The 19,706-nt window shown below is 38.4% G+C and carries 16 protein-coding genes, 1 other RNA gene and 1 other annotated feature; of the genes, 16 read left to right on the top strand and 1 reads right to left on the bottom strand.

The annotated features are described in order from the left end of the window. The first annotated feature begins 118 nt into the window (after positions 1–118). The 4 genes from recJ (at position 119) to dtd (ending at position 6,111) form a co-directional block, all read left to right on the top strand. Positions 119–2,479, top strand: coding sequence for a single-stranded-DNA-specific exonuclease RecJ (recJ, locus tag FAR12_RS06020; protein ID WP_126407348.1), 2,361 nt, complete (start codon positions 119–121; stop codon positions 2,477–2,479). After that, entirely contained in the window at positions 2,470–2,982 is a 513-nt protein-coding gene (locus tag FAR12_RS06015; protein WP_126407346.1) for an adenine phosphoribosyltransferase, read from the top strand. Before recJ ends, FAR12_RS06015 begins: the two co-directional genes overlap by 10 nt. Positions 2,983–3,431: 449 nt before the next feature. Next, positions 3,432–5,627, top strand: coding sequence for a RelA/SpoT family protein (locus tag FAR12_RS06010; RefSeq protein ID WP_126407344.1), 2,196 nt, complete (start codon positions 3,432–3,434; stop codon positions 5,625–5,627). 43 nt (positions 5,628–5,670) lie between these two features. Continuing rightward, complete coding sequence (gene dtd / locus FAR12_RS06005; protein WP_126407342.1) at positions 5,671–6,111, top strand: D-aminoacyl-tRNA deacylase; 441 nt, start codon at positions 5,671–5,673, stop codon at positions 6,109–6,111. Positions 6,112–6,316: 205 nt separating this feature from the next. Here dtd and FAR12_RS06000 read toward each other — a convergent pair whose 3' ends face one another. Continuing rightward, positions 6,317–8,041: an N-acetylmuramoyl-L-alanine amidase family protein gene (locus FAR12_RS06000; protein ID WP_126407340.1), complete on the bottom strand. Its 1,725-nt coding sequence runs from the start codon at positions 8,039–8,041 to the stop codon at positions 6,317–6,319. A gap of 203 nt (positions 8,042–8,244) precedes the next feature. Here FAR12_RS06000 and FAR12_RS23335 point away from each other — a divergent pair, with 203 nt between their 5' ends. From FAR12_RS23335 to FAR12_RS05945, 12 genes are all read left to right on the top strand, one after another. Next, the gene (locus FAR12_RS23335; RefSeq protein ID WP_170972113.1) at positions 8,245–8,421 is read left to right on the top strand and encodes a hypothetical protein; all 177 of its coding nucleotides are present in this window, start codon (positions 8,245–8,247) and stop codon (positions 8,419–8,421) included. A 58-nt stretch (positions 8,422–8,479) separates the two neighbouring features. Next, positions 8,480–8,724, top strand: a binding site (T-box leader). 65 nt (positions 8,725–8,789) lie between these two features. Then, positions 8,790–10,061 carry a histidine--tRNA ligase gene (hisS, locus tag FAR12_RS05995; RefSeq protein ID WP_126407338.1) on the top strand — a complete coding sequence of 424 codons (1,272 nt, stop codon included), beginning with the start codon at positions 8,790–8,792 and terminating at the stop codon, positions 10,059–10,061. Positions 10,062–10,074: 13 nt separating this feature from the next. Further along, the gene (aspS, locus tag FAR12_RS05990; protein WP_126407336.1) at positions 10,075–11,841 is read left to right on the top strand and encodes an aspartate--tRNA ligase; all 1,767 of its coding nucleotides are present in this window, start codon (positions 10,075–10,077) and stop codon (positions 11,839–11,841) included. A gap of 122 nt (positions 11,842–11,963) precedes the next feature. Next, positions 11,964–12,156, top strand: a non-coding RNA gene (gene ssrS, locus FAR12_RS05985) — 6S RNA. Positions 12,157–12,297: 141 nt separating this feature from the next. Continuing rightward, positions 12,298–13,065 carry a tRNA threonylcarbamoyladenosine dehydratase gene (locus FAR12_RS05980; RefSeq protein WP_126407334.1) on the top strand — a complete coding sequence of 256 codons (768 nt, stop codon included), beginning with the start codon at positions 12,298–12,300 and terminating at the stop codon, positions 13,063–13,065. A 321-nt stretch (positions 13,066–13,386) separates the two neighbouring features. Beyond that, positions 13,387–13,695: an NUDIX hydrolase gene (locus FAR12_RS05975; protein ID WP_246010298.1), complete on the top strand. Its 309-nt coding sequence runs from the start codon at positions 13,387–13,389 to the stop codon at positions 13,693–13,695. A 198-nt stretch (positions 13,696–13,893) separates the two neighbouring features. After that, positions 13,894–14,775: a TIGR01777 family oxidoreductase gene (locus FAR12_RS05970; protein WP_126407332.1), complete on the top strand. Its 882-nt coding sequence runs from the start codon at positions 13,894–13,896 to the stop codon at positions 14,773–14,775. A 750-nt stretch (positions 14,776–15,525) separates the two neighbouring features. Further along, on the top strand, positions 15,526–15,963 hold the full coding sequence (locus FAR12_RS05965) for a VOC family protein (RefSeq protein ID WP_126407330.1): 438 nt from the start codon (positions 15,526–15,528) through the stop codon (positions 15,961–15,963). Between the two features lie 296 nt (positions 15,964–16,259). Then, entirely contained in the window at positions 16,260–17,276 is a 1,017-nt protein-coding gene (locus FAR12_RS05960) for an aminoglycoside phosphotransferase family protein (RefSeq protein ID WP_126407433.1), read from the top strand. 370 nt (positions 17,277–17,646) lie between these two features. Further along, the gene (locus FAR12_RS05955; RefSeq protein WP_126407328.1) at positions 17,647–17,829 is read left to right on the top strand and encodes a hypothetical protein; all 183 of its coding nucleotides are present in this window, start codon (positions 17,647–17,649) and stop codon (positions 17,827–17,829) included. Positions 17,830–17,970: 141 nt separating this feature from the next. Beyond that, complete coding sequence (locus FAR12_RS05950) at positions 17,971–18,903, top strand: hypothetical protein (protein WP_170972112.1); 933 nt, start codon at positions 17,971–17,973, stop codon at positions 18,901–18,903. Positions 18,904–19,020: 117 nt separating this feature from the next. Beyond that, entirely contained in the window at positions 19,021–19,635 is a 615-nt protein-coding gene (locus FAR12_RS05945) for a cysteine peptidase family C39 domain-containing protein (protein ID WP_126407324.1), read from the top strand. The last annotated feature ends 71 nt before the right edge of the window (positions 19,636–19,706 follow it).

Below are 19,706 nucleotides of genomic sequence, written 5' to 3'. Positions count from 1 at the left end.
ATAGAAAAAAGTTCAGACTTAAAAGTTACGAAAAATTCGTAGCCTTTTTTCTGGAAAGGAATCTTTCTTGAACAGCCATTCACCCTCTAGTATAATAGAACAGTTGAGAGGTGGACGTATGTTAAAACCGAAAACAAGATGGATTTGCGAACCGGTTGACGTGGAGAAAAAAGAAAAGCTTGCAGAGGAATTGAGCATTACACCTCTTGTTGCGTCATTGCTGGTCAAGCGTGGAATAGATTCGCCCGAGGACGCGAGATCCTTTCTTTTTGAAAGAGAGCTTGAATTTCATGATCCATTCATCTTATTAGGCATGGATATTGCGGTGTCTCGCATAAAAGAGGCAATTACAAATAATGAACCGATCTTAATTTTTGGTGATTATGATGCAGACGGAGTTACGAGTACCTCTGTTATGATGATTGCCCTACGCGAATTAGGCGCCAATGTTCAATATTATATTCCGAATCGCTTTACAGAAGGTTATGGACCTAATGAAAACGCGTTTAGATATGCAGCGGAAAATGGTGTTCGATTAATCATTACGGTTGATACCGGAATTGCAGCTGTACATGAAGCACAGGTAGCGAAGGAACTTGGCCTAGACTTAATCATTACAGACCACCATGAGCCAGGACCTGAACTTCCTGAAGCCATTGCTATTATTCATCCAAAGCTTGAAGATAGTACTTATCCATTTCGAGAATTGGCTGGGGTAGGTGTGGCTTTCAAACTTGCACATGCCTTGCTTGGAAAAGTACCTGAGCATTTATTAGAATTTGCAGCAATTGGTACGATTGCCGACTTAGTTCCACTCAAGGATGAAAATCGATTAATTGCCAAGCGGGGAATTCGTGCTTTACAGAAGTCGGAAAACCATGGATTAAAAGCATTATTGAAGTTGGCAGGAACTGATTTATCGACAGTTAATGAAGAAACAATTGGTTTCGCACTTGGTCCAAGAATCAATGCGGCCGGAAGACTTGATAGTGCTGATATCGCGGTTGAGCTCCTCCTTACAGAAGATGCAAATGAAGCAGAAGCAATTGCTGAGGAAATAGATGCTCTCAATAAAGAAAGACAAGCTATTGTAACGGAAATGGCTGAAGAAGCGATAAAAGAAGTAGAAGAGAATTTTCCGATCGAAGAAAACCCTGTTATTGTTGTTGGTAAGGCTGGTTGGAATGCCGGTGTTATCGGGATTGTCGCTTCAAAATTAGTTGATCGATTTTATCGACCAGCCATTGTCTTAAGCTATGATGAAGAAAAGGGCTTGGCAAAAGGTTCAGCAAGAAGTATCGCAGGATTTGATTTGTTCCAAAACCTATCTACTTGTCGAGAGATTTTACCACATTTTGGTGGACACCCGATGGCGGCTGGTATGACTTTGAAAATAGAGGATGTTCCTCTTCTTCGTAGTCGTTTAAATCAGCTAGCAACTGAACAGTTAACTGAGGATGATTTTATTCCGGTAACAAAGCTTGATAGTGAGGTTGATTTGCGAGACGTAAATTTAGCTGCTATTGAGGAAATGCAAATGCTTGCTCCGTTTGGCATGCACAATCCAAAACCGAGAGTTTTAATCAAAGAGGCGAACATCGCTCAGATTAAGAAAATTGGTGCGGACCAAAATCACTTGAAGCTCATGTTAGAGGTGCAAGGAAATACACTAGATGGTGTTGGTTTCGGTCTTGGTGCGCTAGTTGACGAAGTATCATCTCATTCTAAGCTAGCGGCCATTGGAGAGTTAGCCATCAACGAATGGAATAATATTCGAAAGCCACAAATCTTTCTTCAAGATTTGGCGGTTCAAGAATGGCAACTGTTTGATTATCGTGGTTTAAAGCGAGTGGAAAAGTTGGCAGGACTTGTTTCGAATGGGAAATGGATTCTCTTTAATGAAAAACATGCCCATAAAGTAGCTAAAGATGAAATCGCAGATACTATCTTCATCAATTCCATTGAAGAAGCAAAAGCATTAGAGATTTCGGACCAAAATATCGTGCTTGTGGATTTACCACCTTCTAAGGAAATTTTGCTTGCGTTAATAGAAGGGAAAACACCAGCTAGAATATACGCCCATTTTCATAGTGAGGAAAGTGACTATTTCTCTACGATGCCAACGCGGGAGCATTTCAAATGGTACTATGCGTTTTTAACAAAAAAAGCACCATTTGACTTGAAGAAATATGGTGATGACCTTGCAAAGCATCGCGGGTGGACAAGGGCAACGATTGACTTTATGTCCGAAGTATTTTTAGAATTAGATTTTATCAATCAAAATAATGGATTTATTACCTTAAATCAGGTTAAAAATAAAAAAGATTTATCAGAATCGATCACATACCAACAAAAGCAAGCACATTATGCTCTTGAAGGAGAGTTGTTATATTCATCGGTTGAACAGTTAAAGGAAAAGTTTGACCAAATGATGCACGGGTCGGTTAACAATGAGGAGGCAGTTGAAAAATGGATTTAAAGCAACATGTTGCAATTGTAGATGGATGGCCAAAGCCAGGAATTAAATTTAAGGATATCACTCCATTGATGAACGATGGAGAAGCGTATCGTTATGCTACAGATAAAATTGTTGAGTATGCTCGTGAGAGAGAAATTGATATAATTGTTGGACCTGAAGCTCGTGGATTTATCATTGGCTGCCCGGTTGCTTATTCTTTAGGAGTAGGTTTTGCTCCTGTTCGTAAGGAAGGTAAGCTACCAAGAGAAACGGTTAAAGTGGAATACGGCCTAGAGTATGGGACGGATGTTCTAACTATTCATAAGGATGCAATTAAGCCAGGTCAGCGTGTTCTAATTACAGATGACCTTCTTGCAACAGGCGGTACGATTGAAGCTACAATCAAGCTAGTGGAAGAACTAGGTGGAGTCGTTGCTGGAATCGCCTTCTTAATCGAATTAACATATTTAGATGGAAAAACAAAGCTAGATGGGTATGACGTTTTAACATTAATGCAATTTTAATAGGTAGGAAAGCTGTCCCGATAGGTTGCTCTAGTATCCATTTGTGGACAGCTTTCTCTATTTCTTTTTAGAGGACAAACAGTTGGAATCAGAGGTAATTCTGTCCAATAAACTACCTTTATAGGACAAACTCTACTAGATTCCTAGTTAAACTGGGTGTATAAATCGCCAGCATTCCAAGATACATGACAAAATGGGCAGATTTCGACATATTTTTTATTTTTCTCGAAAAAGAGTGCTCGATCTCTTTACAGATTGGCTTTTTTTTTCGATAATAGTAACAATTATAATATTTTTATGAAGCAATCTTCAGTTCTAATTTTTCACATATAGGCACTTTCTCTCGGTATAGAGATAAAGTCTTTAATAATATGCTCTGGAAGTAACAATTTGTGAGAAATAAGTTTTCACAAGCGAATAACAAATACCTCTATAGATAAGGTGATTACATGGCCAATGAACAAGTTTTGACAGCCGAACAGGTCATCGATAGAACAAGGGAATATTTAAATGATGAACATGTCAAGACTGTTCAAAAAGCATATGAATTTGCAAGACATGCTCATCGTGACCAATATAGAAAATCGGGAGAACCGTATATTATCCATCCAATTCAGGTTGCTGGAATCTTAGCCGATCTGCAAATGGACCATGATACGGTTGCAGCTGGTTTTCTTCACGATGTTGTAGAAGATACAGATGTTACGTTCGATGATATCCGTGAAGCTTTTAATGACGAAGTCGCAATGCTCGTCGATGGTGTGACAAAGCTCGGTAAAATTAAATATAAATCCCATGAAGAACAACAAGCTGAGAATCATCGTAAAATGTTTGTGGCGATGGCACAGGACATTCGTGTCATTTTGATTAAGCTAGCTGACCGTCTTCATAATATGCGTACATTGAAGCACCTGACTGCTGAAAAGCAGAGACGTATTGCTAATGAAACATTAGAAATTTTTGCACCATTGGCACATCGTCTTGGAATTTCGAAGATTAAGTGGGAGCTTGAGGATACGGCATTACGCTATCTAAATCCACAACAATATTACCGCATAGTTAACTTAATGAAGAAGAAGCGTGCTGAACGAGAGCAATATCTAGAAGATGTTATTAAGGAAATGCGGACTGGTTTAGATGAAGTCGCAATTAAGGCAGATATTTCTGGAAGACCAAAGCATATCTATAGCATTTATCGTAAAATGGCTCTTCAAAATAAGCAGTTCAATGAAATCTATGATTTGCTTGCTGTTCGAATTGTTGTTAACAGCATTAAGGATTGTTACGCGGTACTAGGAATCATCCACACTTGCTGGAAGCCGATGCCTGGTCGATTTAAAGACTATATCGCGATGCCGAAGCCAAATATGTATCAGTCCCTTCATACTACGGTCATTGGTCCTAAGGGCGACCCATTAGAAGTTCAAATTCGTACTTCTGAGATGCATCGTATCGCTGAATTCGGGATTGCTGCCCATTGGGCTTATAAAGAAGGAAAAGCAGCGAATGAAGGCTCATCTTTAGAGGATAAGCTATCCTGGTTTAGAGAGATTTTAGAATTCCAGGATGATGCAACGAATGCAGAAGAATTCATGGAATCTCTTAAAATTGATCTATTCTCCGACATGGTCTTTATTTTTACACCGAAGGGCGATGTTATAGAGTTACCAGCGGGCTCTGTTCCAATTGATTTTGCTTATCGAGTTCATTCCGAAATCGGAAACAAGACAATCGGGGCAAAAGTGAACGGGAAAATGGTCACCCTTGATTATGAATTAAAAACAGGGGACATTGTCGAAATTCTTACATCGAAGCATTCTTATGGTCCAAGTCAGGATTGGGTCAAAATTGCGCAAACGTCCCAGGCTAAAAATAAAATTCGCCAATTTTTCAAGAAACAGCGGAAAGAAGAGAATGTTGAAAAGGGCCGCGAGCTTGTTGAAAAAGAAATTAAAAATATGGAGTTTGACTTAAAAGAAATTTTAACTCCTGATAATATCAAGCGTGTTGCTGAAAAATTCAACTTCTTCAGTGAAGACGATATGTATGCAGCAGTTGGTTATAACGGGATTACAGCTCTTCAAGTTGCGAACCGCTTAACGGAAAAATGGCGTAAGCAAAGAGATTTGGAGCAGATTACAACGATTGCCAACGCGGTTAGTGAGTTAAAATCCTTCCCGACGAAAAAGAAACGGGAATCCGGTGTTCGCGTAACAGGAATAGATAATCTCTTAATCCGACTTTCAAGATGCTGTAGTCCGGTTCCTGGTGATGATATCGTTGGATTTATTACAAAGGGTCGCGGGGTTTCTGTACACCGTGCTGATTGTACAAATATCGATACGGCTGATGCCAAGGCGCGTCTCATTCCGGTTGAATGGGAGACATCCCTAAACGATCGGAAGGAATACAATGTCGATATTGAAATATCAGGGTATGATCGCAGAGGATTGCTAAACGAAGTATTGCAGGCGGTTAGTGAAACAAAAACGAATATTTCTGCAGTTACAGGTAAATCCGATCGAAACAAAATGGCAACCATCAGCATGACAATTATGATCGTTAATGTTGCTCATCTACAAAAGGTTGTCGAGCGCATCAAACAAATTCCAGATATATATTCTGTAAGAAGAATAATGAATTGATCTTTCGCCATGGAAGATCTTTCTTTTTTTAGGAGGGTTGTTCATGAGAATTGTTGTTCAACGAAGTAAGGAAGCACAGGTAACGGTCGATGGGGAAGTTGTTGGGAAAATCGATAAAGGGCTAGTTTTACTAGTTGGAGTCACACACGAGGATAAAGAAGAAGACGCCGTTTTCCTGGCTGATAAGGTGGCGAATCTTCGAATCTTTGAGGATGAGGCTGACAAAATGAACTTTTCTCTCTTAGATGTTGGAGGAGAGATTCTGTCCGTTTCTCAATTTACACTGTATGGTGATTGTCGAAAAGGAAGAAGACCTAATTTTATGGATGCAGCGAGACCTGAACACGCTGAGCAAATCTATGAGGGATTTAATCACATTTTAAGAGAAAAAGGAATCAAGGTTGAAACGGGTAAGTTTGGCGCGATGATGGACGTGCAACTAACGAACGATGGCCCTGTGACGCTAATCTTAGAGAGTAAGTAAAAACGAGAGCTTGAGGGCTCTCGTTTTTTACTTACTCTTTGTTCATAAAGACAACTATATTGAAAGATCCATCGATAGTGTCCGCATGAACGAGTCATGAAGACAACTTTTTTCAAATACCAAACAATAGTGTCCGCATGAAGCCGTCATATACAAAGCCCTCCTAAAAAGGTAATGAGACCACTTTAGGAGGGCTTCGATATTACTAATTAAAATAATTATTCAATCCTTGCACAATACCATTTGTAACTTGATCTTGGTATTGGCTGGTCTTTACGAGCATCTCTTCTGTCGGGTTACTTAAGTAACCAAGCTCTAGCAAAATCGCATCCTGTCTATTCTCGCGAATGACATGGTAATTTCCTTGGCGAACGCCACGGTCTTTCATTTTTGTCTGTGCGATGGTTGCTTTATGTACCGTTTGTGCTAAATCCTTTTGATAGGAATGATAGTAATAGCTTGTCATCCCCCTTACAGTACGGTCATTAATGCTGTCAAAATGAATACTGATAAAAGCATCGGCATTTTGATAATGAGCCATACTCACCCTTGTAGCGAGCGAAACATATTGGTCATTGCTTCTTGTTAGTAATACATTTGCCCCTCTTGCTTTGAGCTTATTGTATAAAAGCTGACCAGTTTTTAGCGTGAGTTGCTTTTCAAGAGAGCCTTGTGCTCCTATTGTCCCACTATCTCTTCCACCGTGACCAGGATCAATCAGGATTTTTTTATTCTTTAAATCAGAGCTACTATTATTCTTTTCAACCTGAGGAACGCCGCTGCTTACTGAAACAATCCAGCCAGCGACAAAGCCACTTTTTCCGTTTGCTAGTTTTATTTCGTACCAATCATTGTGAATCTTAACAATGGAAAACGTCTGACCTGCATCTGCTCTAGCAATTACACTAGCATTTAAACTAGCGCTGGATCGAATATTGGTGCCATTGTTGTCAATGGTTAAAGTACTATTTTTTACTGAATCACTACTAGAAGAAGTCGAGGTTGATTTTTCGATATACCAGCTCGCAACCCAGCCTGTTTTTCCTGTCTTATACTCGATTTTAACCCAGTTATTTGCTTCCTCTAATATTTTGAAGGATTGACCTTTTGACACATTCCCGACTACTTGTCCACTTAGATCACCCTTACTCCTAACATTGAGCGAGGTTGCAGTTACCTTACCGCTCACACCAGTTGTATTAGTGGTTGGCGTAGAGGGAGTTGTACTCGTAGTTGTAGATTGACTTGAAACAAATTCACTGCTTACCCAAGCTCGTTGTCCATTAAAAGTAATCTCGACCCAACCAGTTTTTTCAGAATGAATGGTGACGGTTGTCCCTTTTGCTAGTTTTCCGAGCACCTTGCCATTTAGAGCAGGGGTCGAACGAACGTTTAAGTTGCTGGCAGTCACCTTTCCTGATTTAGTTGCTGCCGTTTGGGCTTTATTCGTTTGAACATAGTCTTTTGAAATCCAGCCCTTACCAATCCGCGCATTTATTTTCAGCCAATTGCCGTTTTGCTCAAGGACTTCGACCGTATCGCCTTTGTTTAATGAGCCGACGACTTGATAGCTTGTCCCAGCTCCGGTTCGAACTCTAACATTATTACCTGTTATCGTGCCATTTTGGCTTGTAGCTTTCGACGTTGTTGCTGTCTCTTTTTTCGAAACGAGCCAATTCGCGACCCAGCCATTTTTTCCTGAACTTAATTTGATCTGGTACCAGTCACCTTGTTCTTTAACTAAGGTGAATTGCTTATTCTTCTGTACCTTCTCAATAACCTTGTAGCTCAGGCCTGGGCCTTCACGTACATTCAAATCCTCTACAGAAATCGTAATCGTGCCTGCGGCGCTTGTCTGCTTCGCTGGGGTTATTACGCTGATAAATAGTATTAGACAAAGTAATAGGTATAATTGTTTGTTTTTTAACATTCGTGCCTCCCTTTGTTGCCTCAAAAATTCCATTTACATTTTCCATTCTAGTAAATCGATTCCATTATATAAGGAAACAACTCCTATTGGAAGGGATAATTTTCCTGATATTGAGCCTTTTTACTCTTTTTCTCAGTGGTTATGAAAATTTTTTGCCCCATTCGGGAAAGAATAATAGTAACAAACATAAAAGGGTGGTAGTGATGAGATTTAGTGATAAAGGCCTGTCGACTCAACAAGGAGAAAATCAATTATTTGGAGTAGACTTTCATGATTTTACACAAAAAGAACAGAGTTTAAACATGGTCGAATTGGCTTCGGAATTTGGATTAACCTTACGAGATGTTCGAAAGCTGAAGAAACATTTAGAACGTTCATGAATGCACTTGACAATTGAGTCTTTGGTCCGTAATATTATATAAATAAAGTAAGAGAACATCATAACCGTTGATGGAGCAAAGTAGTTAAGAAACATATGACTAGAGAGGAAATGTCGTAGGCTGAAAGCATTTCTACATAATGACTTAATGAACGAACACTCCGTAGGCTTCACTCTGAAAGAGAGATTTTCTTTAGTAGGAGAGGAACGTGAACAGGCGTTAACTGTAAAAGTGGAGGAGCGTATATTTTATTACGCCTTCAATTAGGGTGGCACCACGGGAATTCAAACTCTCGTCCCTTGTATATTCGTATACAAGAGACGGGAGTTTTTTGTATTATAATCGGAAAAATTGCAAGGAGGATTTTCATGTCTATTAGTATTCCAAGGGGAACGCAGGATATTTTACCTGGGGAAGTAGAAAAATGGCAGCTCATCGAAAAAAATGCACGTGAGCTATGTGAGAAATTTCAATACAAGGAAATTCGTACTCCTATTTTTGAACAAACAGAGCTTTTCACAAGAAGTGTAGGAGACACAACTGATATCGTCCAGAAAGAAATGTATACCTTTGAGGACAGAGGTGGAAGAAGTCTTACTCTACGTCCTGAAGGAACAGCTGGAGTTGTACGCTCCTTTGTTGAGCAAAAGATGTTCGGCTATGCGAACCAGCCGATCAAACTCTACTATATGGGACAAATGTTTCGTTATGAGAGACCACAAGCTGGCCGTTTCCGCCAATTCGTACAGTTTGGGGTAGAGGCATTAGGAAGTGCTGATCCAGCGATTGATGCGGAAGTTATTTCATTAGCATTCAGCCTCTATCAAAAAATGGGTCTGAAAAAGCTGAAGCTCGTCATCAATAGCTTAGGTGATAAAGAAAGTAGAACAGCGCACCGTGAAGCGCTTATTAATCATTTTAAACCTAGCATCGGTGAATTCTGTGGCGATTGTCAAAATCGTTTGGAGAAAAATCCATTAAGAATTCTTGATTGTAAAAAAGACAGAGATCACGAATTGATGAAGTCTGCTCCTTCCATTCTAGAATTCTTAAATGATGATTCTCGCGCTTATTTTGAAAAGGTTCAAAGCTACTTAACGGCATTAGAAATTCCGTTTGAAGTGGATTCGAACCTTGTACGCGGACTAGATTATTATAATCACACTGCTTTTGAAATTATGAGTGATGCAGAAGGCTTTGGAGCGATTACAACCCTATGTGGAGGAGGACGCTATAACGGCTTAGTAGAAGAAGTTGGTGGACCTGAAACTCCAGGGATTGGATTTGGTCTAAGTATTGAACGCTTTATCGCAGCACTTGCAGCTGAGAATATTGAACTTCCTCTTAACGAAGGAATCGATGTATATCTCGTTGGTTTAGGAGAAGCGGCACAGGATTATACTGTTGGGTTACTACACAAGCTTAGAAAAGCAGGTTTCTCAGCAGAACGTGATTATTTGGATCGAAAAATTAAAGCTCAGTTTAAAGCAGCTGACCGTCTAAATGCCAAATATGTGGCCATTCTTGGGGAAGACGAGTTAAAAGCAAACAAAATCAACGTTAAATCGTTAGCATCAGGCGAGCAAGTTGAATACAGCCTTGATGAGTTCATTGATAAATTTAAGTCTTCATTTGAATAAGGGAGGTTTTTTCGTGTACGGGAGAACATTTTTTTGCGGAGAGGTACCAGAGCAAGCAATTGGTGAACAAGTAACGTTAAAAGGTTGGGTGCAAAAGCGTCGTGATTTAGGGGGACTTATTTTTATCGACCTACGTGACCGCACGGGGATTGTCCAGGTTGTATTTAATCCAGAAGAATCACCAGAAGCACTAGCAGTTGCTGAAAAAATTAGAAATGAATATGTCCTTGATATTAAAGGAACGGTTGTCGCTCGTGAAGGTGGGACAATCAATGAAAACTTAAAGACTGGTAAAATCGAGGTAAAAGCGAAGGAAGTTACGATTATTAATGAAGCGAAGACACCTCCTTTTACAATTACTGATAAAACAGATGCGTCTGAGGATGTTCGTCTAAAGTATCGTTATCTTGATTTAAGACGTCCAGTGATGTTTGAAACGTTTAAAATGCGCCACCAAGTAACGAAAGTTGTTCGTGACTTTTTAGATGGTGAAGGTTTCTTAGATATTGAGACACCAATGTTAACGAAGAGTACGCCTGAAGGAGCACGTGATTATCTCGTTCCTAGCCGTGTTCATCCTGGTGAATTCTATGCCTTGCCACAATCACCACAGATTTTCAAACAGCTTCTCATGGTTGGTGGAATTGAGCGTTATTATCAAATTGCTCGCTGTTTCCGTGATGAAGATTTACGTGCTGACCGTCAGCCTGAATTTACACAAATCGATATCGAAACAAGCTTCTTGAGTCAAGATGACATCATCGCGATGATGGAACAAATGATGCAGAAGATGATGAAGGAAGTAAAAGGAATAGAAGTTGCCATTCCTTTTGCCCGTATGCCATATGATGAAGCGATGGGACGTTTCGGCTCAGACAAGCCAGATACTCGCTTTGGTCTAGAACTTGTTGATCTATCAGAGATTGTGAAGGATTCAAGCTTTAAGGTATTTGCGGGTGCCGTTTCTTCAGGTGGTCAAGTGAAGGCGATTAATGTGAAAGGCGCTGCAGCGAACTACTCTCGTAAAGACATTGATGCTTTAACAGAATTTGTTGCTGTTTATGGTGCGAAAGGTCTTGCTTGGTTAAAAGCTGAAGAGGATGGCTTAAAAGGTCCAATTTCTAAATTTATCACTGAAGATGAAGCAGCTGGAATCAACTCTGCTTTAGAAGTAGAAGCAGGAGACTTATTACTATTTGTAGCAGATAAAAGAAGCGTTGTTGCTGATGCGCTTGGAGCCCTTCGTTTGAAGCTTGGAAAAGAGCTTGGTCTAATTGATCAAAGCAAGTTTAACTTCCTTTGGGTTACTGACTGGCCATTATTAGAGTACGATGAAGAAGCGGGTCGTTATTTTGCTGCTCACCATCCATTTACTATGCCAGTTCGTGAAGACTTACCATTGTTAGATACAAATCCAGGAGAAGTACGTGCCCAAGCATACGACTTAGTATTAAACGGCTATGAGCTTGGTGGAGGTTCCCTACGTATTTTTGAAAAGGACGTTCAAGAGAAAATGTTCGAAGTTCTTGGCTTTACACAAGAGGAAGCAAGAGAGCAATTTGGCTTCTTACTTGAGGCGTTTGAATACGGAACACCCCCACACGGTGGAATTGCATTAGGATTGGATCGTCTTGTGATGCTTCTTGCAGGCAGTACGAACCTTCGTGATACGATTGCCTTCCCGAAAACAGCAAGCGCAAGCTGCTTGTTAACAGAAGCACCTGGAGAAGTGAGCGAAGCACAGCTAACTGACCTTCATTTAGCTTTGAAATTGAAATAATCAATAGCATTAGGTTAGGCTGTTTGAAAACGAAAGGTTTTTAACAGTAGAACTGGAAATATCTTCAAGGCTTGTTTCCTTGAACGGAGCGCCTCAATATGCTAAGATAATACCAATAAGAAAGAGTCCTGATGTGTTTGTGGTAGACCCTATGTTTTGACCTAACATACTACCTTCGGGAGTTCGCGTTTTCGAGTGAAGTAAATGCCTAGTACCTTGTACATAGGACTTACAAAAGCTTGGAACAGAACACCCACCTGCTGAGTGCGGGTTCAAAACGAAGGAAAAAAATGCGACGGCACAATTGGGACTCTTTCATTTTTAAACCCGTTCATGCAGCTATGCATGAATTTTTTTTTGCGCAAATAAAACAAATACATAAAAAGTATGGTATATTCTTAACGGGTAAAAATAGAAGCATGCTTTAATTATATTGAATGTTGGAGTGGTTATTACATGTTGCATCAATTTTCACGAAATGAGCTAGCCATTGGAACAGAAGGGCTAGATATCATGAAAAATAGTACAGTTGCTGTACTTGGAATCGGTGGAGTAGGCTCATTTGCAGCTGAAGCACTAGCTCGTTCTGGAGTAGGAAGATTAATTCTTATCGATAAAGATGATGTAGATATTACGAATGTGAATAGACAAATTATTGCTTTATTATCAACAGTTGGAAGGCCAAAGGCTGACTTGATGAAAGAGCGCATTAAAGATATCAATCCAGAATGTGAAGTCATTGCGTTAAAAATGTTTTATACAGAAGAAACGTATGAACAGATTTTTGAATATGGCTTGGATTTTGTCGTGGATGCATCAGATACGATTGTCTATAAAATTCACTTGATGAAAGAATGCTTAAAGCGAAATATCCCGATTATTTCGAGTATGGGAGCAGCGAACAAAATGGACCCGACTCGTTTCCAAATTGCTGATATTTCAAAAACTCATACGGATCCAATTGCTAAAGTGATTCGTACAAAGTTAAGAAAAGAGGGCATTCGAAAAGGGATTCCAGTTGTCTTTTCTGATGAGAGCCCAGTTGTCATCCGTGAAGATGTACGCAAGGTTGTTGGGAAGGAAGATGCGCCAATTCGTAAGGCGAAAATGCCTCCAGCATCGAACGCTTTTGTTCCATCAGTGGCCGGATTGGTTATGGCAAGTTATGTGGTAAGGGAATTACTAAAAGATATCAAAATCACTCGTGTTAGTGACGAGAAGTAAGTAAAAATTAAGGATAATAATTAGCACCCTCAATGCATTTTGACAATTGATATTGTCGTAGTGTGTTTAGGGTGCTTTTTTGATTTGTCTTTTTGATAAGAATCAGCGATCATTTCTTGTTATGGTAAAATATAGTTAAAAATTCCAAATCTTATAAATCTTAGCTAACATCAGCAGGCTCATGTAATAAACAAAAATATAATTATCTATAAGGAGAGGTTCTGTATCCTATTGTGCTAAATAAGCAGTTTACTTGAAGAAGGAGAATCTTTTTGTACGTGGAATTTTGTAGAATCAAGATTTTGGTAAAAGGATGGTTTTATGGATAAAGTATTTTCTCGTGTCCTAATAAAAGATGAGGACCATAATATTTTAGTAGTACAAGATAGGGCAAACCTTTGGAATTTCCCAGGGGGCAAACAGGAATTAGGAGAAACACCTTTAGAGTGTGCAAAACGGGAAATAAAAGAGGAAATCGGGCTAAACGTTCATAAACTTACAGAAGTTTTCCAAGGAGAGTTTTATTTCGGAAATACTGGATGGAAGGGTTATTTCTACTTTGCAGATTCTGTTAGAGGAGTACCCTCTATGAATGAAGTGGATAAAATAAAGGGAATTGTTTGTAAATAGTGATGATAAAGTTAATTTTCCAATTGAGTTATCGGAAGTAATCGAAAAAGTATTCAACAGTGATCTTGTCTACAACAAAACCACTATATGGGTTTAAGGTGTGTACCATGAATATATGTACTTAAGCTTATGGGTAGCATATATTCAAGAAGGAATTATTAGAATAAGTAACATTTTAGAATAGATTGGAGTTTTTTTATGCAAAAAGTAGTTTTAGCAGGGGGAACAGGCTTCATCGGTGAATATTTTCATAAAAAATTTAAGGAATTAGGGTATGAGGTATATATCATATCAAGGCAAAAGCAACATATCTCTTGGGAAGATCAGGCAGGGATTTTAGAGGCATTAGAGGATAGTGAAATTCTTATTAATCTTGCTGGTAAAACTGTGAATTGTAGGTACAATGAAGCAAATAAGCATGAAATTATGAATTCAAGGATTTGGACCACTACACTCCTTGGAGAGTCTATACAGTTATGTAATAATCCACCTAAAGTTTGGATGAATTCCAGTACGGCAACTATATATCGACACGCAGAAGATCGTCCAATGACAGAGGAGAATGGAGAAATCGGTTCTGGATTCTCCGTTAATGTTGCAACAAATTGGGAGAAAACCTTCTTTTCCTTTGACTTGCCAAAAACTAGACAAATTGCATTACGTATAGCTATTGTTTTAGGAAAGAACGGCGGAGTAATTATACCTTATCGAAATTTAATGAAATTTGGACTTGGAGGTATTCAGGGAACGGGAAACCAAATGTTTAGTTGGGTGCATGTCGAGGATTTGTTTCAGATCGTTCTATTTTTGAAAGATAAAGAAGGTTTAAGTGGTGTATTTAATTGCTCTTCACCACAACCTGTTAGTAATCGTAAATTGATGAAAGAGTTAAGAAAAACGATGAATGTTCCATTTGGTATACCATCACCCAAATGGATGTTGGAAATTGGCTCACTGCTAGTTAAAACTGAAACAGAATTAGTATTAAAAAGTCGGTGGGTTCTTCCAGAACGGTTAGAAAGTGAAGGTTACACGTTTACCTTTGAAACTCTTGAAAAGACCTTGCAAGACATTTTGTAAATTGAGTTGTTCTACAAATTAGATTGTGAAGGGATCAAATTAAACTTAAGGGCAGCAATAAGGATTTATTATAAATGGAGAATCGTATGGTGAAGATCTTAGAAATCCTTTAGATTAGTAACAGGTTTTTTATAGGTAACTTTTAAACAGCTGGTTGGAAAGCTGAATTTCAAACTTATAATCTTTTTAAGCAAAAGAGGAGTTTAGTTGAAAACAGGATTATTTTATGGGTGAACCCTAAAAGAACGGTGTCTTATAGAATTTAAGGGAGGTATAGAGGCATGTATCCAGGATGGTTATCATTGGAAAATCATTTGTTATGGGGAGCAATGTTATTGATTTGTCATTTAATAATAACCTTCTTAGCTTTGGCTATATTTTCTTCAATATTTCGTAAAAATAGGAACAATGGATATATTTTTCTTGGTATATTAATATGTTTAAGGATAATGAATATATATAATGTATTTATTTATTCATTAATTGTGGGCCCTATTTTGTGTTTGATGTATCTTATTTTAGGCTGCATTACATATTTATCTTTGAAAAACAAACTAGCTGAGAAAAGTTCAATTTAAGACGTTTAACTAACGGGGGCGATAATCTAAGAAGGATTATCGTCTATTTTATTGAAGTTAAAGTACTAATTGACAGGTTTGTTGAAGAAAGGTAATTTCTATTATTACGCTCAAACTAAACTCACTCGAAAAAAATATTGAAAATAAAATTCGACATAAGGAGGTATGAGATATGAAGATCAATAGAATAGATCATGTGAGTATAAACGTAAATGATCTTTCAAAGGCTAAGGCATTTTTTCTTGAGTTAGGACTTGAAGTGCAAGCGGAATGGGAATTGGATGGAGAACAGTTGGACAGAATCGTTGGGCTTAAGGATGTTAAAACGGCATGTGTAGGATTGGGAATGCCAGATGGTAAGGTGTGGATAGAGCTAGTCAATTTTTATACTCCGACAGATGAAACAGATATTCAGCAACCTTTTGCAAATACGCTGGGTATCCGTCATATTTGCTTTGCTGTTGAAGATATCGAAGCTATTGTTGCAAATTTGAGAAAGAAGGGCACTGAAATCTTTAGTGAGATACAACAATATGAAGATAGTTATAAGTTATGCTACGTTCGTGGTCCGGAGGGAATTATTTTAGAGCTGGCGGAGAAAATCAGCTAAATATTGAATGGGACTTTAAAGATTTCTTCTTGAACAAAAAGGAGTTAATGCTGTTCTGTTGCTTATGAAAAATTCAGTCAAATGATATTTGGCCCATTGTGTTGACAGGTTCGATAGTCCATTAAGGATTAATTCAATTATTGTTAAGTAATTATGCTAACAAGGCAGGATTGTTTAGGAGTGAAACCTAGATTTCTCTAATTCGTACATAAGTTACGGAAATCATATAACGGGGCTATAACGGAAAAATGTATGTTAGAAATTACAAAAGTATAAATTAAGGGAGGTTGGAAGAAATAAATATTAAATTCGAAACGCTGCTCTATGTCTTAAGCAGACAATTCAAAAGGAATATCATCTCGGCTGACTACCAAACCATGCAGTTACAGGGTGGAACTGTGGGGAGTGTATATCTGATAACGGGGATCGCCGAAACCACTGATGGCGAAAAATTGCCGTTTCGTATCGTGCTGAAAATCCAGAAGAAATGGGAACGTTACGGCGATCCGGGTTCATGGCGCAGGGAATACGATCTCTATACGTCAGACTTTGGAGCGACGTTCTCGGATGCCTTCCGCTGGCCGGCATGTTATTATGCCGAAATCAATGCCGAAGAAAATGAAATTCAGCTATGGCTAGAATATATCGATGGCGTAACCGGTTTAGACTTGACCAGTGACATGTATGAACAGGCTGCTCTGGAGTTAGGTCGCTATCAAGGCAAGTTGTATGTGAATCAGCCCGCTGTTCTTCAGAGCCTGTCTAACCTAAGTCATGCGGATCTCATGAAGAATACGTATCTGCATTACCGGTCATGGCCGGTCGTCTACGATTATGTACGCTCGGAGGACTGCGAATTCCCTGAGCAAGTGAGGCAAATGCTCATCGATATCGATGAGAACGCAGACGAGGTACTTGACCGTATCGAAAAATTGCCCCTTGTACTATGCCACCGGGACTTCTGGGTGGCCAACTTGATCTATGCAGATGGGAAAATCGCTCTCATCGACTGGGATACATCTGGATGGGGCTACTTGGGTGAGGATCTTGCAAGCCTGATTGCGGATGAATCGGATATCGATCACATGGTCGAATACTACCGACGATGTGTCCCTGCCTATTATACAGGCTTTTCGGAGTATACAGATGTATCCCCTTTCGCCGATCATTGCGTCTACGAGATGATCCTTCTCGTATTCGGTTATAGACTTGTGGAGGGGTATCTCCATACAGAGGACGATGACGAGAAGACGAAGCTTGTCAACACATTTCAAAAAATCTATGAAATGAAGCCCAGTACTGCACATGGTTGACTCTAAAAAAGAACACCGAAATCCCTTGAATGTAGTCGGTATTGGAAGTTTCTTTCATACTCTCATTCGTTTGTCGCCAGCTGCTTGCTTGTTGTGTCGTCGAATACTTAGGGCATTCCCCGACCACAGTTTTAATAAGACCATATAGAAAAAGATCCACCAGAAATATTTGTCTAACCTTATATTACGAACCGGTGCGATAATCTAAGAAGGATAAACTCAATTATTGTTATAGCGATTATACTCACGATGCAGTGAAACCTAAATTTTTCTAATTCGTACATAAGGTACAGAAATTATATGACCAGTGCTCAAACGTAATAATGTTATGTTAGATTTTACATAAAATATACATTAAGGAGGAATGAAAATGTCTACGAGTGTTACTGCCATATTAGCTATATTTTCTATAGTTATGTGGATTGCGGTGTCACGAGAAGCTGTAAAACCTACCCAAAAAATAAACTGGAGAAAAATGATAACATTACTATCTGCAGGGTCCCTATCAACATTAGCTCTAACCATTGTGCTTTTTCAAAACCTCCAATTTTAATAGGGAGGTTTTTTAAGTACTAGCGAGGGTTTAGATATTGAACCGAAATTTGAAGGAATTGAAGAGATAATGGAGGGCATTAATCCAAAGAAGGATTAATGCTTATTGTTGTTGAAGTTATTTTACTAACCGCTAGGATAATTGAAAAAGCAGGAGAAATCAGAGTTTAAAGGAGATATGGTTATTATGACCGTTACTATTAAACCAACAAAAGAAGAAGTTAGTGATTGGATAGAAAATTTTGTGCCCAAAATAGACCTCTTTTTCGTAGAAGAAAACACTTTAGCAATGTTTGAAGAGTATTTAAGTGAGGTCTTAGTTGTTCCAAGAAAGGAATTTTTCGAGCATTCGACCTACAACCAAATTCAACTTGTAAATAGCTATATGTATTGGAACATTTCGGACAAGGTTAAGTATGTTATTGTGGCACAACCCGATTGGATATCAAAAATCCCTGAACAAAGAAAGAGAGAGATACTATTTAATCAGTATAAAGTGGGAAGGGGATTAGTTTTCCCTTTGTCACTATTTCCTTTTTCAAGATCACTTCCCGAAGTTTATATTTTCGAGGAGAAAGGGGATAAGCTCTTAATCATTCAGAATAAAATGTGGAATGAGCTGCCTTTTCAAGTAAAAGAGAGTGCAATTCAAGAATATGCTCAGCTTTGGGATAATTGGATCTGTTGTGAAGTTCCTGAACAGACACCTATACATATAAAGAAATATGCCAACAAATTCTCGACAGTATCAGGTAGTAATTGCTTATCTGCTACTTTATTTGCAATTACAGGACAAGATTGGATTCTCGATGAATGGGTTCACCCTGATACATTTTTAAACGGGTTAGAACGAGCAAGTTTTTCCCTAATAAACGATAAAATACAAAGAGGAGATGTAATTACTTGGGTAAATAATGATGGCATTATTCAACACGCTGCTTACCATATAGATAATAATTACTTTTTTAATAAAAATGGGCAAACAATTTTCAATCCGTGGAAGATCATACATTGGGATCAGTTAAATGAGGAATGGGGCCACTACAAGACGAAGGTTTATCGTAAAAGGTTGTAAAGAGATAAGAAATTGAAGACTAATCATTAAGAGAAGTTTCCTTTATTTCAAACGGAGCAGGATAGTGAAAGAAGGACTTAGAATATTGTTATGAAGCAAAGCAATGGGGGAAGTCGTATGTTTATAGTTAGAACAGTTATTTTATGGATTATTATCTCAACTATCATTAATGCCTATTTAATGACATTACCCATGCTTGTTTTACGAAAAAGAGATTATCCAGCTAACTATCTTATTCAACATAACAATCGAATAGATTTTCAACAAAATACTGAATGTGCAGCATTTTCAACAGCGTATCTGTTGCGTCATTTTGGGATGGAGGATGAGGGTGAAGCTTTATATACGCGTTTCCCTAGTAAAACGAAGGCGGGTAATGTATATCCAAAGGGAATCCGTACGGTGTTAAGAAAAAAGGGATTTAAAACAAACTATTATAAAGGAAATATAAATACATTAAAGTATGAGGTTAGTAAAGGAACTCCCGTAATTGTTTTTATTAAAGTACAGAAGGATCGTAATAATTTGCATTTTGTCCCTGTTGTAGGCTATGACAAGGAGTATATTTATCTTTCAGAATCATTAAGGCGTCTGGTGAATTGTGATGATGAACACAAAGGCTATAATCGAAAAGTTCCGATTAATGAGTTTAAAAAACTATGGAATATAAAGAGAATTCATATGCTTTTTTATAGCAATACTTACATAGCTGTAGACACTACACAGAGCTAATATTCATGACGAAGAAATTATCTGTATAAACGGAGAGAAAATACCAAAAATTGATGGAATATTATTATTTT

Source organism: Bacillus yapensis (genome assembly GCF_005280205.1).
Classification (GTDB): domain Bacteria; phylum Bacillota; class Bacilli; order Bacillales; family Cytobacillaceae; genus Robertmurraya; species Robertmurraya yapensis.
The sequence above is the reverse complement of the archived record's forward strand: the minus strand, read 5'-3'. Positions and strand labels throughout refer to the sequence as shown.